At 62.6% G+C, this 22,514-nt stretch carries 24 protein-coding genes; 14 read left to right on the plus strand and 10 right to left on the minus strand.

Going from position 1 to position 22,514, the window contains the following annotated elements; genetic code table 11:
* Positions 1–49: 49 nt before the first annotated feature.
* Positions 50–604 (minus strand): methylated-DNA--[protein]-cysteine S-methyltransferase, encoded by a 555-nt coding sequence (locus ACMA5I_RS07920; RefSeq protein ID WP_525885713.1) that lies wholly within the window; start codon positions 602–604, stop codon positions 50–52.
* A 56-nt stretch (positions 605–660) separates the two neighbouring features.
* On the opposite strand from ACMA5I_RS07920, the gene nth reads away from it, so the two are divergent.
* From nth to ACMA5I_RS07935, 3 genes are all read left to right on the plus strand, one after another.
* Complete coding sequence (nth, locus tag ACMA5I_RS07925; RefSeq protein WP_525885714.1) at positions 661–1,305, plus strand: endonuclease III; 645 nt, start codon at positions 661–663, stop codon at positions 1,303–1,305.
* Entirely contained in the window at positions 1,302–2,291 is a 990-nt protein-coding gene (locus tag ACMA5I_RS07930; protein WP_525885715.1) for an adenosine kinase, read from the plus strand. The genes nth and ACMA5I_RS07930 overlap by 4 nt, the downstream gene beginning before the upstream one ends.
* 94 nt (positions 2,292–2,385) lie before the next feature.
* Positions 2,386–2,769: a nuclear transport factor 2 family protein gene (locus ACMA5I_RS07935; protein WP_525885716.1), complete on the plus strand. Its 384-nt coding sequence runs from the start codon at positions 2,386–2,388 to the stop codon at positions 2,767–2,769.
* Between the two features lie 103 nt (positions 2,770–2,872).
* Here the strand turns inward: ACMA5I_RS07935 and ACMA5I_RS07940 are convergent, their stop codons facing one another.
* Together ACMA5I_RS07940 and ACMA5I_RS07945 are read right to left on the minus strand one after the other, a co-directional pair.
* Positions 2,873–3,322: a DUF4174 domain-containing protein gene (locus tag ACMA5I_RS07940; protein ID WP_525885717.1), complete on the minus strand. Its 450-nt coding sequence runs from the start codon at positions 3,320–3,322 to the stop codon at positions 2,873–2,875.
* 41 nt (positions 3,323–3,363) lie between these two features.
* The gene (locus ACMA5I_RS07945; RefSeq protein ID WP_525885718.1) at positions 3,364–4,170 is read right to left on the minus strand and encodes a sulfotransferase family 2 domain-containing protein; all 807 of its coding nucleotides are present in this window, start codon (positions 4,168–4,170) and stop codon (positions 3,364–3,366) included.
* Between the two features lie 73 nt (positions 4,171–4,243).
* Here ACMA5I_RS07945 and ACMA5I_RS07950 point away from each other — a divergent pair, with 73 nt between their 5' ends.
* Positions 4,244–5,824 carry a DUF5928 domain-containing protein gene (locus ACMA5I_RS07950; RefSeq protein WP_525885719.1) on the plus strand — a complete coding sequence of 527 codons (1,581 nt, stop codon included), beginning with the start codon at positions 4,244–4,246 and terminating at the stop codon, positions 5,822–5,824.
* 11 nt (positions 5,825–5,835) lie between these two features.
* The gene (locus tag ACMA5I_RS07955) at positions 5,836–6,231 is read left to right on the plus strand and encodes an HIT domain-containing protein (protein ID WP_525885720.1); all 396 of its coding nucleotides are present in this window, start codon (positions 5,836–5,838) and stop codon (positions 6,229–6,231) included.
* Between the two features lie 148 nt (positions 6,232–6,379).
* Here ACMA5I_RS07955 and ACMA5I_RS07960 read toward each other — a convergent pair whose 3' ends face one another.
* On the minus strand, positions 6,380–7,309 hold the full coding sequence (locus tag ACMA5I_RS07960) for an ATP-binding cassette domain-containing protein (RefSeq protein ID WP_525885721.1): 930 nt from the start codon (positions 7,307–7,309) through the stop codon (positions 6,380–6,382).
* Positions 7,310–7,426: 117 nt separating this feature from the next.
* Between ACMA5I_RS07960 and ACMA5I_RS07965 the strand changes: the two genes are divergently transcribed.
* From ACMA5I_RS07965 to ACMA5I_RS07985, 5 genes are read left to right on the plus strand one after another with little or no spacing between them, the layout of a single operon-like run.
* On the plus strand, positions 7,427–7,636 hold the full coding sequence (locus ACMA5I_RS07965; protein ID WP_525885722.1) for a zinc-finger domain-containing protein: 210 nt from the start codon (positions 7,427–7,429) through the stop codon (positions 7,634–7,636).
* Positions 7,636–10,413 (plus strand): DNA polymerase I, encoded by a 2,778-nt coding sequence (gene polA / locus ACMA5I_RS07970; protein WP_525885723.1) that lies wholly within the window; start codon positions 7,636–7,638, stop codon positions 10,411–10,413. Before ACMA5I_RS07965 ends, polA begins: the two co-directional genes overlap by 1 nt.
* The gene (locus ACMA5I_RS07975; protein ID WP_525885724.1) at positions 10,413–11,360 is read left to right on the plus strand and encodes an amidoligase family protein; all 948 of its coding nucleotides are present in this window, start codon (positions 10,413–10,415) and stop codon (positions 11,358–11,360) included. Before polA ends, ACMA5I_RS07975 begins: the two co-directional genes overlap by 1 nt.
* Positions 11,360–12,106, plus strand: a complete 747-nt coding sequence (locus ACMA5I_RS07980) for a gamma-glutamyl-gamma-aminobutyrate hydrolase family protein (protein ID WP_525885725.1) — start codon at positions 11,360–11,362, stop codon at positions 12,104–12,106. Before ACMA5I_RS07975 ends, ACMA5I_RS07980 begins: the two co-directional genes overlap by 1 nt.
* Positions 12,103–12,972, plus strand: a complete 870-nt coding sequence (locus tag ACMA5I_RS07985) for a formate/nitrite transporter family protein (RefSeq protein ID WP_525885726.1) — start codon at positions 12,103–12,105, stop codon at positions 12,970–12,972. Before ACMA5I_RS07980 ends, ACMA5I_RS07985 begins: the two co-directional genes overlap by 4 nt.
* 27 nt (positions 12,973–12,999) lie before the next feature.
* Here the strand turns inward: ACMA5I_RS07985 and ACMA5I_RS07990 are convergent, their stop codons facing one another.
* Positions 13,000–13,725, minus strand: a complete 726-nt coding sequence (locus ACMA5I_RS07990) for a PRC-barrel domain-containing protein (RefSeq protein WP_525885727.1) — start codon at positions 13,723–13,725, stop codon at positions 13,000–13,002.
* 55 nt (positions 13,726–13,780) lie between these two features.
* Between ACMA5I_RS07990 and ACMA5I_RS07995 the strand changes: the two genes are divergently transcribed.
* Positions 13,781–15,079, plus strand: a complete 1,299-nt coding sequence (locus tag ACMA5I_RS07995) for a DUF2254 family protein (protein ID WP_525885728.1) — start codon at positions 13,781–13,783, stop codon at positions 15,077–15,079.
* On the opposite strand, the gene ACMA5I_RS08000 is transcribed toward ACMA5I_RS07995, so the two are convergent.
* The 4 genes from ACMA5I_RS08000 to ACMA5I_RS08015 form a co-directional block, all read right to left on the minus strand.
* Entirely contained in the window at positions 15,058–15,369 is a 312-nt protein-coding gene (locus ACMA5I_RS08000; protein ID WP_525885729.1) for a hypothetical protein, read from the minus strand. The two genes, ACMA5I_RS07995 and ACMA5I_RS08000, sit on opposite strands and share 22 nt — an antisense overlap.
* Complete coding sequence (gene dut / locus ACMA5I_RS08005; protein ID WP_525885730.1) at positions 15,369–15,812, minus strand: dUTP diphosphatase; 444 nt, start codon at positions 15,810–15,812, stop codon at positions 15,369–15,371. The genes ACMA5I_RS08000 and dut overlap by 1 nt, the downstream gene beginning before the upstream one ends.
* An 84-nt stretch (positions 15,813–15,896) precedes the next feature.
* On the minus strand, positions 15,897–17,099 hold the full coding sequence (coaBC, locus tag ACMA5I_RS08010; protein ID WP_525885731.1) for a bifunctional phosphopantothenoylcysteine decarboxylase/phosphopantothenate--cysteine ligase CoaBC: 1,203 nt from the start codon (positions 17,097–17,099) through the stop codon (positions 15,897–15,899).
* A 52-nt stretch (positions 17,100–17,151) separates the two neighbouring features.
* Positions 17,152–18,072, minus strand: coding sequence for a substrate binding domain-containing protein (locus ACMA5I_RS08015; RefSeq protein WP_525885732.1), 921 nt, complete (start codon positions 18,070–18,072; stop codon positions 17,152–17,154).
* 139 nt (positions 18,073–18,211) lie between these two features.
* Here ACMA5I_RS08015 and ACMA5I_RS08020 point away from each other — a divergent pair, with 139 nt between their 5' ends.
* Positions 18,212–19,153 (plus strand): ring-cleaving dioxygenase, encoded by a 942-nt coding sequence (locus ACMA5I_RS08020; protein ID WP_525885733.1) that lies wholly within the window; start codon positions 18,212–18,214, stop codon positions 19,151–19,153.
* A 108-nt stretch (positions 19,154–19,261) separates the two neighbouring features.
* Positions 19,262–19,813 (plus strand): NADPH-dependent FMN reductase, encoded by a 552-nt coding sequence (locus tag ACMA5I_RS08025; RefSeq protein WP_525885734.1) that lies wholly within the window; start codon positions 19,262–19,264, stop codon positions 19,811–19,813.
* 51 nt (positions 19,814–19,864) lie between these two features.
* Here the strand turns inward: ACMA5I_RS08025 and ACMA5I_RS08030 are convergent, their stop codons facing one another.
* Positions 19,865–21,391: a VOC family protein gene (locus ACMA5I_RS08030; RefSeq protein ID WP_525885735.1), complete on the minus strand. Its 1,527-nt coding sequence runs from the start codon at positions 21,389–21,391 to the stop codon at positions 19,865–19,867.
* Positions 21,392–21,575: 184 nt separating this feature from the next.
* On the opposite strand from ACMA5I_RS08030, the gene ACMA5I_RS08035 reads away from it, so the two are divergent.
* Entirely contained in the window at positions 21,576–22,511 is a 936-nt protein-coding gene (locus tag ACMA5I_RS08035) for a pirin family protein (RefSeq protein ID WP_525885736.1), read from the plus strand.
* Positions 22,512–22,514: the final 3 nt, after the last annotated feature.

Genomic DNA, 22,514 nt, shown 5'->3' on the forward strand with positions numbered 1-22,514 from the left:
CGCTCACATTTTCACGCAAAATTTTGTGTCGCCACCAATTTCCTACAGATTATTGCGAATAGTGATCGCCGAGGCCCTCATAATCGAGCATGGCGTGCTTCACCTTCGGCCCCCAGCGATAATTGCCCAAAACCGGCTTGTTATCACCTTTAGGCGCGGCTTTGAGGACGCGGTGGCACGGGATCAGCCAGCAGACGCGGTTCGCGCCAAGCGCGCCGCCAATGGCGAGGCCCGCACCTTTGCCCCAGCCGATTTGCTCGCCAAGCTCGGCATAGGTGGGCGTCCCACTCGCGCCGAGATCGCACAGACCCGACAGCACTTCGCGATGTTTCTCGGAGGTGGCCAGACGCGCCGGGACATTGGCGCTCATGATGAGCCGCGCCTTGTCCGACAGGTCCACCATCTTGATCTCCCGCTCGCCATATTGGCCAAGCAGCATCTCCTCGACCGCCTTGCGGCCCTTCTCCTCGGCGAACCCCAGGCCGACGATGTGATCGCCTTCCATCACGGCCAGGGCGTCGCCAAATTCCGTGTCGATCCATCCGGCTTGCAGGACTTCGCCCTTCTGGGCAAACCAATCCGCGTCTTTCCACTCGATCTTCATTAAGCACTCCCAATGCACTTCTTGCGCTTTACAGCGCGGCAAGGCATGAACGCGTCATGGCCGCGCAACTTCCCTATAACACCATTCGCGAGATTTTCGCACGTTTCAAGGCTGCTGAACCCGAACCGAAGGGGGAATTGCACCATTCCAACGCCTACACGCTGCTTGTCGCCGTCGCGCTCTCCGCGCAGGCGACCGATAAGGGCGTGAACAAGGCGACCGAGGCGCTCTTCAAGATTGCGGATACGCCGGAGAAAATGATCGCCCTCGGGGAAGAGGGATTGATCGACCATATCAAGACGATCGGGCTTTACCGCAACAAAGCCAAGAATGTCATGAAGATGGCGCATATCCTGGTGGAGACCTATGGCGGCGAGGTCCCCTCTTCCCGCGCGGCACTCGAAAGCCTGCCGGGTGTCGGGCGCAAAACCGCGAATGTCGTGCTGAATATGTGGTTCAAACAACCGACGCAGGCCGTCGACACGCATATTTTCCGCGTCGGCAACCGCACCGGGATCGCGCCGGGCAAGGATGTGGTCGCCGTGGAGCGCGCGGTGGAGGACCATGTGCCCGCCGAATATCAGCAACACGCGCATCATTGGCTCATTCTTCATGGTCGTTATATATGCACGGCCCGGAAACCGCGCTGCGTGGATTGCCTGATTCACGATCTCTGCGCCTTTGAGGAGAAAACCGCATGACCCTTCGGATGATCGGAATCGGCAATGCCATTATCGACGTGATGGCCCATTGCGAGGACAGCTTTCTGGACCGTCTCGGCATTCAGAAAGGGATCATGCAGCTTGTCGGCACGGCCCGTGCGAAGCAGATTTACGACGCCATGGGTCCGGCTCAGGAAATCTCCGGCGGCTCGGTCGCCAACACCATGGCCGCGCTCGGCAATCTGGGGCTGAAGGTCGGCTATATCGGCAAGATCCGCGACGATCAGCTTGGCGAGATTTACGCCCATGACATCCGCACCCAGCATGTGACCCCGCTCATGTCCATCGGCCCGGCGGATGCGCCGCTGGCGACGGGCCGCTCGATCATCCTTATCACCCCCGATGGCGAGCGCTCGATGAATACCTATCTCGGCATCGCGGAGACGCTGGGTGAGGATGATCTGGACTTGGGCGCGCTGGCCGATACCGATTGGCTGTTTCTTGAGGGGTATCTCTACGACCGCCCCGCCTCCATGTCCGCCTTCGATCTCGCCGCGCGCAAGGTGCGCGAAGCGGGCGGCAAGGTCGCGATGACCCTGTCGGACCCATTCTGCGTGGAGCGCCACCGGGCGGCCTTCCTCGATTTCATCCGCGATCACGCGGCGCTGGTCCTCTGCAACCAGCACGAAGCCTGCGCGCTTTTCGAAACCGACGATCTCGACACCGCCTTGGAGAAATTCACGGAGATTTGCCCGCTCACCGTCTGCACCCAGTCCGAAAAGGGCGCGACCGTGGTGAGCCGCGAAACCGGCCGCATCGAGGTCGCCACCCGCGAGGTCAAACTGGTGGACGCAACCGGCGCGGGCGATCTCTTCGCCGCCGGGTTCCTTTACGGGATTTTGGAAGGCCAAACGCTCGAAAACTGCGCCCGCATGGGCAATATCGCCGCCGCGGAAATCATCTCCCATATCGGCGCAAGGCCCGAAACACCGCTCCAGCAGCTTTTCGGCCGGGCGGGGCTTTAAGCCAGCCTCTTCCGCCCCAGATAAGCCGGAGACGGGGCGGTCAGCCGAGTTTGGTAGCGCGACACCTCGACATGCCGCCGATAAGGAGAAACCTATGAGCACGCCCGCCGACAACAAAGCCAATGCGATGGCTTTCTACGACCTGATGTTCAACCAATGCGAACCGCGCGCGGCGATTGAGCGTTACGCCGGGGACAGCTATATCCAGCACAACCCGCATGTTGGCGACGGGAAAGACGCCTTTATCGCCTATTTCGAGCGCATGGCCGCCGAATATCCCGAAAAATCCGTCACTTTCAAACGCGCCATCGCCGAGGATGATCTGGTCGTCCTCCATTGCCACCAGCTTTGGCCCGGAAGCGATGACTATGCCGGGATCGACATTTTTCGCTTCGATGCGAATGGCAAAATCGTCGAGCATTGGGACGTGTTGCAGGTCATCACCGGCGAGTCGAAAAACGACAACGGGTTGTTCTAGGTCTCAGGGATTTGGTGCACCGGGCTGCTTGGGGTGTCCGCGGGCGAGCGCCTGCAGGGGCAAAGCCATGCGTCGGTTATCGAGGATCGCCTATCCCTCGCGCCTAGTTCTCCGCGGCGCGCATTTCCTGCGCCCGCATCGGCATGGAGTCGATGATCCGGTTGAACTCGGCCATCTCGACCGGGGTTTCGGAGGAGAATTTCAGCCCGCCATCCTTGCCGATGAGATAGACGCCGAAACCGCGTGCCTCCAGCCGACCGCGTAGCGCGGTGCCCACCGAGGGGTCGCTGTCGATGACGATCAGAATATCACGCTCGGCCACCTCGTCGCTGGCCGCAGAAAGCTTCGCAAGCTGTTCCTCAAACGCCGGATCGTCGGGAGCGTCGGCCATCACCACAATCGGGCGGGCTTCCCAGCGGAAGGCGGCCAGATCCACTTCGCTGGCCGGGACAGGCCCGGACGGCGCGGCGCGCCAGCTTTCAAGATCAGCGGCCATCAGCGCACCTCCGGTGAGAACGGCAATCAGAGCGGTCGGGATATATCTTTGTTTCATTGGAGCAGCGTAGCACGCCCCCCGAAACCTTCCAAATCACATCATCCGCCGTCGCCGAATTTCTCATGGAGCGCGTCGAGATCAATCTCCCCCTTGGGCGGCCCGGCATAGGGGTCCATCCCGTAGTTGAACAGCTTGAAATCGCGGCGATAAATGTCGTGCATGATGTAGATCGACAGATCGTCGAAATAGGCTTCGACCGGATGCGCGCGTTTCGGCCCGTGGCCTTCGCTCTCGTTGAAGCGCGGTATGTTGCCGAGGTCGACCGCATGGCGCGTCTCGACATGGGACAGCACCTCCTGCATCCCGGCGTTGAAATCCTCCGTCGAGATCACTTTGTCGAACCGCCCGCCATTGGACACGAAGGTGCCGACATGGCCGCTCACCGAGGACCAGTGGATATCGGCGGGCATGGGGTTGCCATTGCGGATGGTGTCGCGGGTGAACAGAAGGAAGCGCCGGAAGCTCTTGATCTGGTCGAAATCCCCCGCCGTTTCCACGCCGTAGCGCTGCATCAGCTTGGGGATCTGGTTCTGGCGGTAATAGTTGCCATTGCGCTGGACGCCGCAAATCTTGTCGAAAAAGCAGGACAGGATCCGCGTCCACGGGTTGCGCACGCAGGTGAAATTATAGGCGCTGTGGCTTTCGACCACGCGGGTCGTCGGCTCCTTCGACTCCTCCTGGTTCCACTTGTGCAGCCCCGAGGTGCTGTCATGAATATCGCCGTCATAGAATTTGCCATGATCGGAGAAATACATGATCTGGCCGATGGTCGAGCAGGCACATTTCGGAACCACGCGATAGACCATCGACTCGCTCTCGGTCATCCAGGTTCCCGGAAAACCCATGGTGACATCCTTTACTCGTCATAAAATTAACAATGTGATAGAGGCGGGAGGGCCGTTATTCAAGCCGGGCGTCATGATGACAGAAATTGCGTATTTATTACTGTGCCATAAGGACCCCGATGCGGTTGTCGCTCAGGCCGAAACGCTCACGGCGCGCGGCGACAAGATGGTTATTCATGTCGATGCGAGGATGCCCGCGCCGGATTTCCAAAGGGTAAAGACGCGGCTTTCGGAGAACGCGTCGGTGCGCTTTGCCAAGCGGGTGCGCTGCGGGTGGGGGGAATGGTCGCTGGTGCAGGCCTCGCTCAACATGATTGAGGAGGCGGTGCGCGCCTTCCCGGAGGCGACGCATTTTTACATGATTTCAGGGGATTGTGCCCCGATCAAACCGGCGCACTATATCCATAGCGTGCTGGAAGAGACGCAAAAGGATTTCATCGAAAACGCTGATTTCTTTGGCGACTGGATCAAGGTCGGGCCGAAAGAGGACCGGCTCATTTATCGCCACTGGTTCAACGAGCGCGAGAATAAATGGCTGTTTTACGAGTCGATGAAGATGCAGCGCCGTCTGGGGATGCAGCGGGCCATTCCACCGGAGCTGGCGATGCGGATCGGCTCGCAATGGTGGTGCCTGCGCCGCAGCACGGTAGAGGCGCTGCTCGGCCATTTGCGCAAAAACCCGCATCTCATCAAGTTCTTCCGCACGACATGGATCCCGGACGAGATCTTTTTCCAGACCCTCGTGCCGCATCTCGTGCCGCGCCGGGAGATCGTTTCCCGCTCGCCCACTTTCCTCGCCTTCTCCGATTACGGGATGCCCGCGGTGTTTTATCCCGACCATGAGGACATGCTGAAAAGTCAGGATCAGCTTTTCGCGCGCAAAATCTCCGGCCATCGCAGTACCTTGCGGGACGCGCTCTCGGGCTATTTCCTCTCCGACGAACCGGTCGCAACGGAGACGCTCACACGCACGGGCCTGCCGATTTACCACTATATGACCGTGCGCGGCCGCGATGGCGGGCGGTTTGGCGCGCGGGCCTGGGAGCAAGGCAGCCGCATCGCGCCCGGCCATGAGCTGCGCATCGTGGCCTGCAAGAAATGGCATGTCGGCAAGCGATTTCTGGAGGCCATCGCCGCGGAAACGGACCTGCCCTCGGCGGGCTATGTGTTTCACGACCCGGAGGCGAATTTGCCCGCGCTCGGCGGTCTCGAACAGGGGCTGAAGAAGCGTCAGCAGCATCGCCGCGCCTTTACGCGCTTGCTCATGGAAGCGCTTGGACGGGACACGCTGCTCCTCGGCATCGACAGCTCCGCCGACCATATTTTGCGTGATCTGAAGCAGGGCGGCGCGGCGATCCGGGTGCTGGAGATCGATTGCGAGATCAGCGATGAGTATCTGCGCGGCCATGCGCAGCGGGTCGGCCTTGGCGGTGCGGAGCATGGGGCGCAGATGCAGCAGACGATCCTCGGCGCCCTGCGGCGGGACTTTACCATCGAGCAGGAACGCCTCCGCGCGACCGATCCGGCCAACACCACCCTGCTCACCCAAGGCGGAAACTGGGGCCAGAACCGCGCTGCGATGATGAAATTCCTCGACATCGACATTCCGGCAGCGGAAAGATTGCTGCACACACCGAATTTGTTTGACGACTGACGGGAGAGCCCATGTCTTACGCTTATGACGACCAGAATATTTTCGCCAAGATCCTGCGCGGCGAGATCCCGAATGACACGGTCGCCGAGACCGACCATTCGCTGGCCTTCAACGACATCGCGCCGAAAGCGCCGGTGCATGTGCTGGTGATCCCGAAGGGTGCCTATGTCACCGCCGATCATTTCTTTGCCAAGGCGAGCGAGGCGGAGATCGCGGATTTCTGGCGGCTGGTTGGCAAAATCTCGTCGGAGAAGGGCGTTGCGCCCGGTGCGGGCGGGAATGGCTATCGGCTGATTTCCAATGCCGGGCCGGACGGGTTTCAGGAAGTCCCGCATTTCCATGTGCATATCGCCGGCGGCACCCGCCTCGGCGCGATCCTTGGGGATGATCCGGCGAACCGCAAGTAAGCAGACGTCCCCCTCTTCGGGGCCAGATGGCCCCTTATCGGGTGAGGCCGTGTCCGGCCTTGCCCTGCCGCAAACGCGTGGGTGCGACCGCGTCTCGGAGGGCCGGGAGAGGTCAGGCGGGCAGAGACGCCCGCGCCCGAGGCCCGGCTCAGTCCTTCGTCAGCGCCACGAACACGTCTTCCAGATCCGGCTCGACGGTTTTCACGTCCTTCATGACGATGCCCTGACTGCGCACGAAATCGAGGAGCGCGCCGGTGCTGATCTCGCCGCGGCGATAGTCGATGGCGAGGGTGCCATCGGGGCGCAGGCTCGCCGTTGCGCCGCCGGGCGCATCGGGGGCCGCGTCGAGATCGCCTTCGGGCGTGACCAGCAGAGTCTTCGCATCCATCCCGCCCAAAAGCGCGCCGGTGCTGTCATTGGCCACCACTTCGCCGTGGTTTATGATCGCGATGCGGTCGCACATTTCCTCGGCTTCTTCGAGATAATGGGTGGTCAGGATCACCGTCGTGCCGCGTTCATTCAGCTCGCGCACATAGGACCAAAGCATCTGGCGCAGCTCGATATCGACCCCCGCCGTCGGCTCATCGAGGACCAGCACATGCGGTTGATGCACGAGCGCCTTGGCGACCAGAAGCCGCCGCCGCATCCCGCCAGAGAGGGTCCGCGCATAGGAGCGCGCCTTGTCCTCCAGCCCGACCGCGCGGAGAATCTCCTGCGTCCGGCGCTCTTTCTTCGGAACGCCGTAAAGACCCGCCTGCCCTTCCAGCGCGTCTTCGGGGCAGAAGAACGGGTCGATGTTGAGTTCCTGCGGCACGATCCCGATAGCGGCGCGGCTCTGGCGCGGGTTCACATCCTGATCGAAGCCCCAGATCACCACCTTGCCTTCGGTTTTCTCCACCAGCCCGGCCATGATGTTGATGAGCGTGGATTTCCCGGCCCCGTTCGGTCCGAGCAGCCCGAAAATCGAGCCCTGCGGGATCTCCAGATCGACCCCTTTGAGCGCCTCCTTATCCGGCACACCGTTCTGGCCCGCATAAATTTTCCGCAGACCTGTAATCGTGATGGCATTTTCTGGCATCGGGAACTCCATTCAAACCCGGAGGCGCTTGCCCCGGACCGGCTCATCGCTATCATGGCAACCCACACGCGACAACTGCCCCAAAGCAACCGGGGCAAAGCAAAGGAGCGCCCGCGCATGAGCGACACGTCCCTCACGACCAAAGCCGACTCAGTGACCATCCCGGAGGCGCCTGAGACCGAAATCGTCCATACCCGCCGCATCGCCTGCGATGGCGGCACGCTGGGCCATCCGCGCGTTTGGCTCGCGATCGAGCCGGAGACAGGCGAGGTCGAATGCCCCTATTGCGACAAGAAATTCATCCTCGAAGGCGACGGCGGTCACTAATGCAAGGCATCGGCAAAGGCCATCATCTGGAGCTGATCGACGGCTCCGGCTTCATCTTTCGCGCCTATCACGCGCTCCCGCCGCTGACCCGCAAATCGGATGGGTTGCCGGTCGGCGCGGTGTCGGGCTTTTGCAACATGATGTTCAAGCTCTTGCAGGAGGATCGCGGATCGGACGCGCCGACGCATATGGTCGTCGTGTTCGATGCCAAGGGCGAGACCTTCCGCAACCAGATTTACGATCAATACAAGGCGAACCGTCCGCCCATGCCCGAGGATCTGCGCCCGCAGATTCCGCTGACCCGTGATGCGACGCGGGCGTTTAACGTCTCCTGTCTGGAGCTGGAAGGCTATGAGGCGGACGATATTATCGCGACCCTTGCGATTCAGGCGCGCGATGCCGGGGCGCGTGTCACGATTGTTTCCTCCGACAAGGATCTGATGCAACTCGTCGGCGGCGGCGTCGAGATGTTCGATGCGATGAAAAACAACCGCATCGGGCGCGAAGAGGTCGAGGCGAAATTCGGCGTCGGGCCGGAGCGGGTGGTCGATGTGCAGGCGCTGGCGGGCGACTCGGTGGACAATGTTCCGGGCGCTCCGGGGATCGGGATCAAGACGGCGGCGCAGCTGATCAATGAGTTCGGCGATCTCGACGCGCTTCTGGAAGGCGCGGAGACGATCAAACAGCCGAAACGCCGGGAGACGCTGATCGAGAAGGCCGACCAGATCCGCATGAGCCGCGATCTGGTGCTGCTGAAACAGGATGTGCCGCTGGACGATGAGGATTATTCCGTCCGCGCCTTTGACCAAGGTTTGCTGGATTTTCTCAACGAAATGGAATTCCGCACCCTCACCCGCCGCGTGGCCGATGCGCTCGGGCAGGAACCGCCGGAGCCGCCTGCGGTGGAGGAAGCGGCCGAGGAGGTGGAGCAGCTTCCCATTGACCATGAAAAATATGAAACCATCCGCGATATGGACGCGCTTCACCGCTGGATCGCCGCCATTCGCGAGCGCGGCGCGGTGGCCTTTGATACGGAGACGACCGGGCTTGATGAGATGCAGGCGGAATTGGTCGGCATCTCGCTCTCCTGCGGGGAGGGCAAGGCGTGCTATATCCCGCTGACCCATAAGGAAGGCGAGGACGATCTTTTCGGCAAGGCGAAACTGGCGGACGGGCAGTTGCCGCTGGAGGATGTGCTGGACGCGCTGAAGCCGGTTCTTGAGGATCCGTCGATCCTCGTGATCGGGCAGAACATCAAATATGACCTCAAGATCATGGCGCGCTACGGCATCGCCTTGGCGAGCATCGAGGACACGATGCTGCTCTCCTATGCGCAGAATGCCGGGCAGCATAATCACGGGATGGACCAGCTTTCGGACACCTATCTCGGCCACACGCCGATCCCGATCAAGCCGCTGCTCGGAACGGGCAAATCCGCGAAAACCTTCGATCAGGTGGAGATCGAGAAAGCCGCGCCCTATGCCGCCGAGGATGCGGACATCACATGGCGGCTGTGGGAAGTGCTGCGCCCGCGCCTGACCCGTGAGCGCGTGACGACCGTTTATGAAACGCTGGAGCGCCCGCTCGTCAAACCGCTCGCGGCGATGGAGATGGAGGGGGTGCTGGTCGACCGGGATCTGCTCTCGCGCATGTCCAACGAGTTCGCGCAGAAAATGGCGGGGCTGGAGGCGGAGATCCACGAGCTTGCGGGCGAGTCCTTCAATGTCGGCAGCCCCAAACAGCTTGGCGAGATCCTGTTTGAGAAAATGAGTCTCGAAGGCGGCAAGAAGGGCAAATCCGGCGCTTGGGGGACCGGCGCGGATGTGCTGGAAACCCTCGCCGTGGAGCATGACCTGCCGGCCCGCATCCTCGACTGGCGGCAGTTGTCCAAGCTGAAATCGACCTATACCGACGCGCTTCAGGACCATATCAACCCCGAGACCGGGCGGGTGCATACCTCCTACTCGATCACCGGGGCGAATACGGGCCGGATCGCCTCGACCGATCCGAATTTGCAGAACATCCCGATCCGCACCGAGGAAGGCCGCCGCATCCGGCAAGCCTTCATCGCGCCGGAGGGCAAGAAGCTGGTGTCGCTCGATTACAGCCAGATCGAGCTCAGGATTCTCGCCCATATCGCCAATATCGACGCGCTGAAACAGGCCTTCAAAGACGGGCTCGACATCCACGCGATGACCGCGTCGGAGATGTTCGACACGCCGATTGAGGGGATGGACCCGATGATCCGCCGTCAGGCGAAAGCGATCAATTTCGGGGTGATCTACGGCATCTCGGCCTTTGGCCTGTCGAACAATCTGCGCATCCCGCGCGACGAGGCGAAGCGGTTTATTGACACCTATTTCGAGCGCTTCCCCGGCATCCGCGCCTATATGGACGAGACCAAAGCCTTCGCGCGCAAGCATAAGTTCGTGGAAACCCTGTTAGGTCGCCGCATCCACACACCTGAAGCGGGGGCGAAAGGGCCGCGCGCGGGCTTTGCAGACCGCGCCGCGATCAACGCGCCGATTCAGGGCAGCGCCGCCGACATCATCCGCCGCGCCATGATCCGCGTGCCGGATGCGATTGCGGACCTGCCCGCGAAGATGCTCCTTCAGGTCCATGACGAACTGCTCTTCGAAGTGGAAGAGGACCGCGCCGACGATCTCATTGCCCGCGTGCGCGAGGTGATGGAAGGCGCGTCGATGCCTGCTGTGGAACTCACCGTCCCGCTCGAAGTTGATGGAGGGGTCGGCAACAACTGGGCGGAGGCACATTAGTGGAATTAAAACCCTTCCCGCATCCGGAAAATGCCAAGGGCGTGCCGCGCCGTGTCGGGGTCGAGATCGAGTTTTCCGGTCTCGATGAAGGCCGGGTCGCGGCGCTGCTGCAATCCAAACTCGGCGGCCATATTCAGGTGGTGAACCGCTTTATCTTCAAGCTGGCGGACACCCCGTTGGGCGAGATCGGCATTGAGCGCGACACCGCCATGGCCAAGAAGGACGACCCGACCGCCTGGGAGAAATTCGGGCTGGAAATCGGGCAAACGGTGATCCCGGTCGAGATCGTGTCGGACCCGCTCTCGCCTGAGAACGCGGAACAATTTGCGGATCTTTTGGATTTCCTGCGGATGCACGGCGCGCGCGGGACCGGGGACGGCGTGCTGCTCGCCTTCGGAATGCATCTCAATATCGAGGTGCAGGCCATGACAGCCGAGGCCATCGGGCCGACGCTCCGGGCCTATGCGCTGATGGAGGACTGGCTGCGCGAGCAGATGAATCTCGACCTCTCCCGCATGGCGCTCCCGTTCATCCGCCCTTATCCGCGCAGTTTCATCGACGCGGTGGCGGACGGTGTACCGGAGGATATGGACGATCTGGCCAACCTTTATCTGACCCATTGCCCGAGCCGCAATCACGGGCTGGACATGCTGCCGATCTTCACGACCCATGATCAAGACCGGGTGCGCGAGGTGCTGCCCGAGGAGAAAATCGGCGCGCGGCCCACCTTCCACTGGCGCCTGCCGGACTGCCGGATCGACGATCCCGACTGGTCGCTGGCGACCGCGTGGAATGACTGGGTGCTGGTTGAGGAAGTCGCCAGCCGCAGCGAGCTCCTCAATGAGATCGGCCATGAATGGCGCAAATATCGCGACGACTGGACGACCATTCGCGGGGATTTCGACCCCATCATCACCGGCCTTTTGAAAGAATCGGACCTCATCTGATGCGCTTCTGGCCCTTCCATCGCAATCGCCCGGTGATCGGGATCACCACCTCCAACCGCTCCGGTTGGCGGATTTACCCGCTGATCGCGCTCTCGGTGCTGCTGGCGGGCGGGAAAAGCAAATGGTGGCGCGTCGGCCATGAGGCGGACATCAATGATGTGGACGCGCTGATTGTCGGCGGCGGCGATGATATTTCCGCCGATCTTTATGGCGGGCGCTTCGTGCCGGAAAGCCGGATCGACCCGGAGCGGGACAAGCTGGAAAAGGGTCTCGTCGAGCAGGCCAAGGCCAGCGGGCGGCCCGTTCTCGGGATTTGCCGGGGCAGCCAGATGATCAATATCGCGCTCGGTGGCACGCTCCATCAGGACATTTACGAGGTCTATGAGGACGCGAAGCGCATGTGGACCATCCTGCCGAAAAAGCGCGTCGATGTGCAGCCGAACACGCGGCTCGGGCGGATCACCGGCGAGGCCCCGATGAAGGTGAATTGCCTGCACACCCAATCGGTCGCCATGGTCGGGCAGGACCTGCGGATCGCGGCACGGGATGAGGCCGATGTGATCCAGTCCGTCGAATTGACGGGTGAGCAATTTATGCTGGGTGTTCAATGGCATCCGGAACATCTATTCTATGCACGCAGACAGCGGGCGATTTTTCGCGCGCTCGTCGCCGCAGCCCGCGCCTGGCGCGGCGGTCGCCACCAGAACAGAGCCGTGGACCGCGCGGCATCGAGGGACAAGCTATGACAGATCGGGACGTCCATCTTTCGCATGAAGATCGCCAGGCGGTGCAACGCTCGTCGCGGCTCTCCTCGCGGCTGATCTATGAGGTGATCCGCGAGGATGGCGTCGAAGAGCTGCGCCGCCCGACCAGCTCGCTCCTTTACGCCGGGATCGCGGCGGGTGTCGTGATCACCTTTTCCTTCCTCTGCAAAGCCCTCTTCGCGGCCAATTTGCCGGAAGCGGAATGGGCGCCCATGATCACCAATTTCGGCTATACGGTCGGATTCCTGCTGGTGATCCTCTCGCGGATGCAGCTATTCACCGAGAACACGATTTCAACCGTGGTCCCTCTCTTCAACAATCTCTGCCCCGAAAACCTCGCTGCGGTCGGGCGGCTATGGGGGATCGTGTTCGGCGCGAATATGATCGGCACGGCGATTGCGGCGTTGTTCCTAACCTACGCGGGCGTCACCAGCCCGGAAGTCGACCGGCACCTCATGGAAATCGCGGAGCATTTCGCCAGCTTCCCGGCGCTGGAGCTCTTCCTGCGCGGCATCCCGGCGGGCATTCTCATCGCCGCCATCGTCTGGATGATGCCAAGCGCCAATGCGAGCGGGTTCTGGGTGATCCTGTTCTTCACCTATCTGATCGCGCTTGGCGATTTCGCCCATGTCATCGTCGGCTCGGCGGAAATGACCTATCTGGTGCTGCATGGCGGCGCGTCGATCCTCGACTGGATCGCCGTGATCGCCCTCGCCGCGCTCGGCAATATTGTCGGCGGCACGGCGGTCTTTACCCTGATGATTTACGGGCAGGTCACCGAAGAGATCGACGAAGAGAAAAGCGATCAGGAACTGAGCGCCGAGGAAGAAGAAGCGCCCGCGGAGTAAGGGCGGGCAGCGCATGGCCGCCGCGCGTCAACTTCCGAGCGACCAATAGGCCATGATGTTGTCCTCCCAGGCCTTATCATCCTCATTCGGCTCGCCATTTTCGGGCGTCTTGTCGATGTCGCTGCGCGCGGCGTCGAGGACGAGATAGGGGCCTTCGGCATAGAGATGCGAGACCTTGGCGATCGGCACCCAGACACTGCGGCGCTCGAAAAACCCGCCGGTTTCGATCTTGAGGAAGGTCAGTGTCCGCCCGGTTTCATCGGCACGGAAATCGGCGATGCGGCCGAACTCGCCGTCATTGGCCCAGACCGCCATGCCGCGCAGGGTGGAAAAAGCGTGGAGTTTCGGGTTGCCGTGGCTCTCGTGTTCGTCCCCACTCTCCCCTGCATGAGCGCGCTGAAACTGCGCTTCGAGAAAGGCAGGCGAAAAGACACTGCCCGCCGGGCCGAGGATCACCGACGGCATGTCCATATCCGCCAATTCGCGCTCGGGAATCGCCTCGTGATCGGCGGGGGTCGGCGCGTTCTCCATCTCCGATTCCGGCACATCGGTGGGCCAGAGCGTGTCCGTCGGGGCGTTCGTGCGGCGCGTGTTGATCACAACCCTGTGCTCTCGCAGCCAGTCCCCGAGATCGGCGACGATGTAATCCACCGTCCAGCCCTCTTCATTGAGGTAAAGATCGACCACCGGCGCTTCCCGGCCATCAGAGGCCGCCAAATTAAGGTCTAGAATTTCCGTGAGTTTTCGCGCCATATCGCCTCTCTTTTGCCGTAGCCAGCATTGCCAACTCGATTTAGGATGCCTTGCCATGTTCGAATTGATCAAGACCCTTCTGCGCAAACTCGACCCGCTTCGTGGCTTTCTCACAATTCCGGGCCTGATCACGCTCGGCGGGCTGGTGCTCGCCTTCGCGACGATGCAGCTCGACGTGCAGATCGACAAGAACCAAACCGGCTTCTGGGTCCAGCTGATCGACATTGATTACGGCCCGGCGCAGGCGCTGCTCTCGTCGCTGACGACCGCGTCCATGTCGGCCCTGTCGCTGGTCTATTCCTCGGTGCTGGTGGTGTTCACGCTGGCGGCGGGCAATATCGGCCCGCGCCTCTTGCAGCGCTTTACCGATGACCGGCTGAGTCAGGTCGCGGTCGGGATGCTCGGCGCGACCTTCCTCTATTCGCTGATCGTGCTGCGATTTACGTCGGACGGCAATGTTCACCGCTTCTCCGTGCTGGTCGCGGTCATTCTGGCGGGCATGTCCGTGATCCTGCTGCTGATTTTCGTGAACGCCGTGGCGCGCCGTGTGACCATCGACGAAGAGGTCGCCGCGATTGCGCTGGAACTCGACAACCAGATCGAGATCGAGATTGGCAAGGAACAGAAGCAATCCGCGCCCGCCGAGGTTTCCGCCCCGCCGGGTCCCAAGATGATCCTGAACGCCCAACAATCGGGCTATGTCTCCTATCTCGCGCCGGATTTCCTGATCGAGCTTGCCGAAAAGAACGGGCTCTTCATCGAGGTGCTGGTCTCGCCGGGCGACTATATGCTGCCAGATATGCCGGTCGCCGAGGTGACGGGGAATGTCGAGGCCAGCGTCGCCGAGGAAATTCTCAACGGCATCGCCCTCGCCCGCTCGCGCAGCCCCGATGGCGATTTGCGGTTCTCGATCCATCTGATGGTGGAAATCGCGATCCGCGCGCTCTCGCCGGGGATCAATGACAGCTACACCGCGATTGTCTGTATCGACCGGCTCTCAAGCTCGGTGGCATGGGCGCGCAAGAAGGGGCTGCATCACGGCAGCTATACCGATGAGAACGGCATCCCGCGCCTCAAGACGCCGCGCCTGACGAGCGATGATCTGCTGATTGAGGCCTTCGCCCCGATCCGGCGCAATGCGCGCGGCAATGTCATGGTGTTGCTGACCCTGATCGACGCGCTGGCGCGGATTGCAGAGGTCTCGGGCCGCGCGGAGGGGGATCAGATCGCGACGCTTCTGGAGCGGATCGGCGATGAGATAGACGCGAGCGATCTGATTGCGGATGATGAAGCGAAATTGCGGGACCGGCTGGAAGCGGTCCAACACCGGTTCTACCCGTCCGCCGATGTGTGATCTTCGTCCCGCGCCTTGACCCGCTTGCGGATGCGACGGATGCCGTAGGCGTAGAGCAGGAAAGGCGCGGCGATGGCCGCCAGTTTGGCGAAGGTGAAGAGGGACGCGCGGCATTGCGCGGCGAAGGTCCAGTCCTGCGGCATCAACGCGGCGAGGACCAATACCGCCAGCGCCGCTCCCCAGATCCAGCGGACCGCGCGGCGCTGCTCAAAGACCAGCGCAAAGCCATGGGCCAGCCCCGCGATAATCGCGATGGTGACCGCCCCGCCATGGGCCAGGATCGTCAGCATCAGCCCGCTTTCACCCCCGTCGAGCCAAAGCCGCCCGCGCCGCGCGCGGTGTCGGTGAGTGTTTCGGCGGTGGTGAGGGTCGCTTGCGTCACCGGGGCCACGACCATCTGCGCAATGCGGTCGCCATGGGAGACGGTGAAATCCTCACTGCCCATATTGGCAAGGATGACGCCGACGTCACCGCGATAATCGCTGTCGATGGTGCCGGGGCTGTTGAGGCAGGTGATCCCGTTTTTCAGCGCAAGGCCCGAGCGGGGGCGGATCTGCACCTCATAACCTTGGGGGATCTCCATTTTGAGACCGGTCGGGATCAGTGCCCGCCCCATCGGCGGCAGCGTCACCGGCGCGTCCAGACAGGCGCGCAGATCCATGCCCGCCGCGCCGCTGGTTTCGTATTGCGGCAAGCTCGCGCCCTCCGCGACTGTCATTTTGATCTCAACCATTTCGCTCCCTCTCATGCGCCGGGTGTTTCGTTCCCGACGAGGCTATGACCGCGCGCCCGGCGCGTTGCAAGGTTTGCGTGCGTCTCAGGCCAGAGCCGCCGCGATCCGCTCTGCAAGCTGGCGGGCGACTTGATCCTTGGTCATTTTCTGCCAGCTTTCGGCGCCCTCATCGCTGATGAGCGTGATCGTGTTATCCGCCCCGCCCATGACACCGCTCGCGGCGCTCACATCATTGGCGACGATCCAATCGCAGCCCTTGCGATCCCGCTTGGCGGTGGCGTGGGCGACGACATTTTCGGTCTCCGCCGCGAAGCCGATGACGAGGCCGGGGCGATTGTCCGACTGGCTCACGGTTTTAAGAATATCCGGGTTCTCGACAAATTCGAGGACCGGCACGCCGTCTTTCGATTTCTTCAGCTTCTGCGCGGCCTGATTGGCGACGCGGTAATCGGCCACGGCGGCGGCAAAGATAGCCGCATCCGCCGGGAGCGCGGATTGAACCGCGTCCAGCATCTCCTGCGCGGTCTGCACCTGCACCACGCCAACCCCTTCGGGCGGCGGCACATCGGCGGGGCCGGTGACGAACACCACCTCCGCCCCGAGGCCCGCAAGCGCCCGGCCAAGCGCGGCGCCTTGCGCGCCCGAGGAACGGTTAGCGATGTAGCGCACCGGGTCAATCGGCTCATGGGTCGGGCCGCTGGTGACGATGATCCGCTTGCCCGAAAGCGGGCCGCTTTGGAGCATCCGGGCGGCGGCGGCGATAATCTCCGGCACTTCGGACATGCGGCCCGGACCGAACTCGCCGCAGGCCATGATGCCGTCATTCGGGCCGACCACCTCCACGCCATCCGCCTGAAGTTGCTTAAGATTGCGCTGTGTCGCCGGGTGATCCCACATCCGCACATTCATGGCGGGCGCGATGAGGACACGCTTGTCCGTCGCCATCAGCAGCGTGGAGGGCAGATCATCCGCGAGGCCGCTGGCCATCTTGCCCATCAGATCCGCCGTCGCGGGGGCGACAACCACGAGATCGGCGGCGCGGCTGAGCTCGATATGCCCCATCTCCGCCTCTTGCGTGAGATCAAACAGCGCGCGATGCACAGGCTTGCCGGCCAGCGCGGAGACGGTCAGCGGGGTCACAAACTCCTCCGCCGCGCGGGTCAGCACGGGCGTCACCTCCGCCCCCTGATCCTGAAAACGGCGGATGAGGTCGAGCGATTTATAGGCGGCGATGCCCCCGGCGATGATCAGCAGGATATGGCGGCCTTTGAGGGGCTGTTCGGACATGGGTGCCTCCTTTTCGCGGCGACTATAGCCGGGCCGCAATCCGCCCGCAATTTCAACCATTTTGCCGCCATGGCCGCCCATCCTTGAGCGCATCCACAAGATGATCGACAAATTTGCGCAGCTTGGCCGGCATGGGCGAGATCGGCGGCCAGACGGCGGAGATGGCGAATTCCCGCGTCTCGTAATCCTCCAGCACCGGCACAAGCGCGCCCGTCCGCGCCGCATCGGCGACGATAAATTCCGGCAACATCGCAAGCCCCATCCCGGCCATCGCCAGATCGCGGATCGCCTCGCCATTGTTGATATGCAGCCGCCCGCCCACCTTGGGCGACACGCTGCTCGACCCATTCCCAAAACGCCAGACCTGCGCGTGGGAGACATGGGTGTAGGAGATCACCTCGTGATTGACGAGATCGGCCAAATCCTTGGGACGGCCATGTTTTTCGAGATAACCGGGGCTGGCGACCGGTAGCGAGCGGACCTCGCAAAGCTTGCGCTGCATGAGCGAGGTGTCGACCATATCGCCGATGCGGATGCCCACATCGAACCCTTCGCGTAGAAGGTCGTGGCGGCGGTCGTCGTAATCGACGCGGATGTCGAGCGCCGGATGCGCGTCCGCAAAGGCGGTGATGACGGGGGTGAGATACATCAGCCCGAAACTCATGGGCGCTGCGATGGAGAGCGAGCCTTGCAGCGAGGTGTTGCCATCCATCCCCCATGCCGCCGACTCGGTCGCCGCCGTGAGGTTGCTCAAGGCGGGGCGCAGCCGTTCGGCCAGACGTTCCGCCGCTTCGGTCGGGGTGATCCGGCCCGCGCTGCGCCGGAAGAGCGCCGCGCCAATGGCGGTCTCGAAATCCGTAATGCGCTTGCTGACCACGGATTTGGCGACATTGAGCCGCGCCGACGCCGCCGTCACGGTGCCAAGTTCCATCACGGTCAGAAAGGTTTCGATCTCTTGCAGACTGTATCGCATGGCGCTGAGTTTACGGCGAAACCGAGCGCGCGCAAGAGGGTCCGTTCGCCAGAGCCGAACGCCGTATTGGCCATTCCCGGTCTGCCCCAAGGCGCGGCGATGCCCATATCCTGCCCATAACCTAGAAAGGAGTGAGATCATGCAGCTCACAGGCATTCACCACCTGACCGCGATCACCGCCGACGCGCCCGCCAATAACCGGTTTTATACGGAGACGCTGGGTTTGCGCCGGGTGAAAAAGACGGTCAATCAAGACGATACCTCCGCCTATCACCTGTTCTTCGCCGATGGCGCGGGCAGCCCCGGCACGGATCTGACCTTTTTCGACTGGCCCGTGGCGCCCGAGCGGCGCGGCACCCATTCGATCAGCCGGACGGGTCTTCGCGTCAACGAGTCGAGCCTTGATTATTGGGCCGAGCGCCTGCGCGGCGAGAAGCTGTCCACGGGCGAGATCACCACGCTGGACGGACGCGGGAGCCTCGATTTCGAAGATCCCGAAGGCCAGCGCTTCCGCCTGACGGCTGATCAGCCGGGCGAGAGCCACCCTTGGGAGAAAAGCCCGGTCCCGGCGGAGCATCAGATCCGCGGCCTCGGCCCGATCACCATTTCGGTGCCGGAGCTGGAGCGGACCGAGCAGATGCTGACCCTCGTGATGAATATGGAGAAGGTGCGCGACTATCCCAGCCCCGATGGCGAAGGGCATGTCCATGTCTACCGCATGGGGGATGGCGGCCCGTCCGCCGAGCTTCACGTCGCGGTGCAGCCGGGTCTGCCGGTCGCGCGGCAAGGGGCCGGGGCGGTTCACCATGTGGCCTTCCGCACGCCGGACGTGGCCTCGATCCACAAATGGGCCGAGAAGCTGACCGCGCTGCGGGTGCCAAGCTCGGGCGAGGTGGAGCGGTATTATTTCCGCAGCCTCTATTTCCGCGAGCCGGGCGGCAATCTCTTTGAGATCGCGACGGACGGACCGGGCTTCGATGTGGACGAGCCGCGCGAGACGATGGGCGAAGCCCTGTCGCTCCCGCCCTTCCTAGAGCCCCGCCGGACGCAGATCGAGGCCGGGCTGAAACCGCTCGACTAACCCCAACCGCACAAAGCCGCCGGAGCAATCCGGCGGCTTTTTTCATGGCTTGGCCTCTGATGCGATCTCTGCCACCATCACCCTCGCATCTCACAAAGGAGACACCCCATGACCAAAATTCTTGGCCTTTCCGGCAGCTTGCGCAAAGCCTCTTTCAATGCGGGCCTGTTGCGGGCGGCGAAAGACGTGGCCCCGGACGGCGCGGAGATCGTGATCGGCGATATTCATGACGTGCCGCTCTTCGACGAGGATCTGGAAAAGGAAAGCGGCCTCCCCGCTTCGGTGAAAACGCTGAAGGACACGCTGCGGAGCGCCGATGGCCTGCTCATGGTCACCCCCGAATACAACAACGGCGTGCCGGGCGTGTTCAAGAATGTCATCGACTGGATGTCGCGTGGTGACGGGCTGGAGCTTTTCGGCGGCAAACCGGTCGCGCTGATCGGGGCCTCGCCCGGCGGCTTCGGCACGATCCTGTCGCAAAACCACTGGCTGCCCGTGCTGCGCACCCTCAAAACCGACCTCTGGCTGGAAGGCCGCATGATGGTCTCGAAGGCGGGCAACCTCTTCGACGACGAGGGCAACCTCACCGACGAGAAAACCCGCGAGACGCTCGGCGGCTTCGTCGCGGATTTTGTGAAGGCGATTGAGGCGAAGGGGTAAGCCCCGAAGCGCAGACATGAAAACGGGCGCCCGAGAGCGCCCGTTTCATTTTCATGCTGGCCAGCCGGTCCAGTTTTGAGCCCGCTCCAGATCCTCGGCGGTCAGCCCATGCCCGGTGGGCAGGGTCTGCGCGTCGAGATCGGCGCCGGTCTCATTAAGCCAGGCGACGAGCCGGGGGGCGTATGCGCCGTAGGGATCGCTTTCGCCGGAGAGGGTCAGCACCTTGGTGCCGCTCAGATCCACCTCGGGCAGATCCTCCAGCGCCGCCATGGGCCGCATGAGGACCGCCCGCCGGATCAAGCCCGGCGACAGCGCCATCACCGCGGCGGCGAAATTCGCGCCGTTGGAATAGCCCAGAACCGTGATCTTCTCCGGGTCGAGGTCATACGCCTCCACCGCGCCTTTCAGGAACGCCTCGAAGGCGCGGGCCTCACTGCGGATATCCTCCTGATCGAAGCTTGTGGCCGTGATCCGGCGGAAATAGCGCAAGATCCCCTCCTCGGTGGAGCGTCCGCGCACGCCCAGAAGGGTCGCGTTCGGGTTGATCCGGGCCGCCAGCGGCATCAGGTCGGACTCGTTGCCGCCGGTACCGTGAAGCAGGATGATAACGCTCCCGTCCGGGGTCTCCGGCGTATGGAAACGGTGAACAAAAGGCAGGTCTCTCATAACAGTCCTTTCCTCGCCCGGCAGGGCGAATTGCGGGAGCAGCACGCGCAAATCCTCGGCGCGCGCCTCGTCTCCCGGCGGGATCATCAGGGTTTGGCCAAGCGCGTCTGCGGGCTCGTCCACAGTGACGCCGGGCGCATCCGTCGCATACTCGAAGAGGATGCCCGCAGGCTCCCGCACGTAGAGCGACAGGAAATACTTCCGGTCATGCACATTGGTCGGCTCGGCGGCGCGGGCCAGCTCAAGTTTCTTGGCGCGCACGGCATCCACATCGGCGGCGCGGAACGCCACGTGGTCGATGGTCCCGGTGCCGGGTACGCCTTCGAAAAAGCCTTTGGCGTCGCGCACATCGACGACATCCGTGTCCGACTCCATCCGCTGGATGGCGCCCTCAACCGGGCCTTTGCGATAGCCAAAACCGGTGAGGAAATCGGCGGTCGCGGCGGCGTTTTCGGTAAAGAGCGTCACGGCGTGAACACCGGTCGGCGCGATCGGGTCGTCCAGCGGCGCGGTGGCCACACGGTCCGAGCCGACGAGTTTCACGATGATCCCGTCCGGGTCTTTGAGCCGCAAAACGGTTTCGCCAAGCTCCTTGCGCGGGCCATCGACGCGGATTCCAGCCCTCATGGCGCGGGTCATCCACTCGCCGACGCTGTCTTTGGGGACCGCCAGCGCAATCTCGCCGACCTGACCATGGCCGACACGGCCCTGCCCGCCATCTTCCCAGACAAGGAACGTCAGCAGCGAGCCGGGGGAGCCGAGCGCATCGCCATAGATGAGATGTAGCTGGTCGGCATCCTCAAAGCCGCCGGTCTGCTTGACCAGACGCAGCCCCAGAAAGCCGACATAAAAGTCGACATTGGCCTGAACTTTGCGAGTCATCGCGGTGACATGGTGAATACCGCTGGTCATCTCATCCTCCTTTCGGATGTCGGCGACGCCTCATGCGCCGCTTTGCCTTAGAAATAGGGGCGTTGGCGCCGCCGCGCCATGACGAAGCGCGCGAACCCCGCGTTCGGTTTTCAAGAAACCGAATTGATTTGGTGTTTGCGGATCGCGACCATATGCTGAAGCCAACAGCCAAGGAGGTGACGTCATGAGTTGGAACCCCGCATTGGAACCCGGTTGCCCCGATGAGATCGGTGTGGACGCGATTGAAACGCTGATCGTGCCGCGCGCCCGTGATTTGGGCGGCTTCGAGGTCAAACGCGCCCTGCCCGCGCCGAAGCGGCAGATGGTCGGGCCGTTCATCTTTTTCGATCAGGCGGGCCCGGCGGAGTTTCTGACCGGCAGCGGCGTCGATGTGCGCCCGCATCCGCATATCGGGCTGGGGACCGTCACCTATCTCTATTCCGGCGATTTTCATCACCGCGACAGCATCGGCACGGATCAGGTGATCAAACCGGGGGCGCTTAACTGGATGGTGGCGGGCAAGGGTGTGAGCCATTCGGAGCGCACCTCCTCCACCGCGCGGCAAGGCCCGCACAGTCTTTTTGGCATCCAGACATGGATCGCGCTGCCGGAAGATCGCGAGGAGATGGACCCGATTTTCGAGCATCACGGCAAGGACGCGCTGCCCGAGATCAATGAGGGTGGGATCAACGCCAAGCTGATCCTCGGCAATGCTTATGGCGAGAGCGCGCCCGCGACGATGTATTCCGAGACCTTCTATCTCGACGTGACGCTGGAGCCGAACGCCCGTTTCCCCCTGCCCGATGAGCATGAGGATCGCGGCCTATACATCACTCAGGGCAGCGTGACCATCGCGGGCCAGACCTTTGAGGCGGGCCGCATGATGGTCTTCCGCCCCGGTGACAAGATCACCGTGGCCGCCGGGCCGCAGGGTGCGCGGCTCATGGCCCTTGGCGGGGCGACCATGAACGGGCCGCGCTATATCTGGTGGAATTTCGTCTCGTCCTCGAAAGACCGGATCGAGCAGGCGAAAGAGGAGTGGCGCGCCGCCAATTGGGGCGAGGGTCTCTTCGATCTGCCGATTGACGACAAGCACGAATATATCCGCCTGCCCGACTGATCG

Source organism: Jujubicoccus corallicola (genome assembly GCF_047345645.1).
GTDB lineage: Bacteria > Pseudomonadota > Alphaproteobacteria > Rhodobacterales > Rhodobacteraceae > JBLEFH01.

Coding starts and splice junctions, on each gene's coding strand:
- ACMA5I_RS07920 (WP_525885713.1), bottom strand. CDS start 604: ATGAAGATCGAGTGGAAAGACGCGGATTGGTTTGCCCAGAAGGGCGAA.
- nth (WP_525885714.1), top strand. CDS start 661: ATGGCCGCGCAACTTCCCTATAACACCATTCGCGAGATTTTCGCACGT.
- ACMA5I_RS07930 (WP_525885715.1), top strand. CDS start 1,302: ATGACCCTTCGGATGATCGGAATCGGCAATGCCATTATCGACGTGATG.
- ACMA5I_RS07935 (WP_525885716.1), top strand. CDS start 2,386: ATGAGCACGCCCGCCGACAACAAAGCCAATGCGATGGCTTTCTACGAC.
- ACMA5I_RS07940 (WP_525885717.1), bottom strand. CDS start 3,322: ATGAAACAAAGATATATCCCGACCGCTCTGATTGCCGTTCTCACCGGA.
- ACMA5I_RS07945 (WP_525885718.1), bottom strand. CDS start 4,170: ATGGGTTTTCCGGGAACCTGGATGACCGAGAGCGAGTCGATGGTCTAT.
- ACMA5I_RS07950 (WP_525885719.1), top strand. CDS start 4,244: ATGATGACAGAAATTGCGTATTTATTACTGTGCCATAAGGACCCCGAT.
- ACMA5I_RS07955 (WP_525885720.1), top strand. CDS start 5,836: ATGTCTTACGCTTATGACGACCAGAATATTTTCGCCAAGATCCTGCGC.
- ACMA5I_RS07960 (WP_525885721.1), bottom strand. CDS start 7,309: ATGCCAGAAAATGCCATCACGATTACAGGTCTGCGGAAAATTTATGCG.
- ACMA5I_RS07965 (WP_525885722.1), top strand. CDS start 7,427: ATGAGCGACACGTCCCTCACGACCAAAGCCGACTCAGTGACCATCCCG.
- polA (WP_525885723.1), top strand. CDS start 7,636: ATGCAAGGCATCGGCAAAGGCCATCATCTGGAGCTGATCGACGGCTCC.
- ACMA5I_RS07980 (WP_525885725.1), top strand. CDS start 11,360: ATGCGCTTCTGGCCCTTCCATCGCAATCGCCCGGTGATCGGGATCACC.
- ACMA5I_RS07985 (WP_525885726.1), top strand. CDS start 12,103: ATGACAGATCGGGACGTCCATCTTTCGCATGAAGATCGCCAGGCGGTG.
- ACMA5I_RS07990 (WP_525885727.1), bottom strand. CDS start 13,725: ATGGCGCGAAAACTCACGGAAATTCTAGACCTTAATTTGGCGGCCTCT.
- ACMA5I_RS07995 (WP_525885728.1), top strand. CDS start 13,781: ATGTTCGAATTGATCAAGACCCTTCTGCGCAAACTCGACCCGCTTCGT.
- ACMA5I_RS08000 (WP_525885729.1), bottom strand. CDS start 15,369: ATGCTGACGATCCTGGCCCATGGCGGGGCGGTCACCATCGCGATTATC.
- dut (WP_525885730.1), bottom strand. CDS start 15,812: ATGGTTGAGATCAAAATGACAGTCGCGGAGGGCGCGAGCTTGCCGCAA.
- coaBC (WP_525885731.1), bottom strand. CDS start 17,099: ATGTCCGAACAGCCCCTCAAAGGCCGCCATATCCTGCTGATCATCGCC.
- ACMA5I_RS08015 (WP_525885732.1), bottom strand. CDS start 18,072: ATGCGATACAGTCTGCAAGAGATCGAAACCTTTCTGACCGTGATGGAA.
- ACMA5I_RS08020 (WP_525885733.1), top strand. CDS start 18,212: ATGCAGCTCACAGGCATTCACCACCTGACCGCGATCACCGCCGACGCG.
- ACMA5I_RS08025 (WP_525885734.1), top strand. CDS start 19,262: ATGACCAAAATTCTTGGCCTTTCCGGCAGCTTGCGCAAAGCCTCTTTC.
- ACMA5I_RS08030 (WP_525885735.1), bottom strand. CDS start 21,391: ATGACCAGCGGTATTCACCATGTCACCGCGATGACTCGCAAAGTTCAG.
- ACMA5I_RS08035 (WP_525885736.1), top strand. CDS start 21,576: ATGAGTTGGAACCCCGCATTGGAACCCGGTTGCCCCGATGAGATCGGT.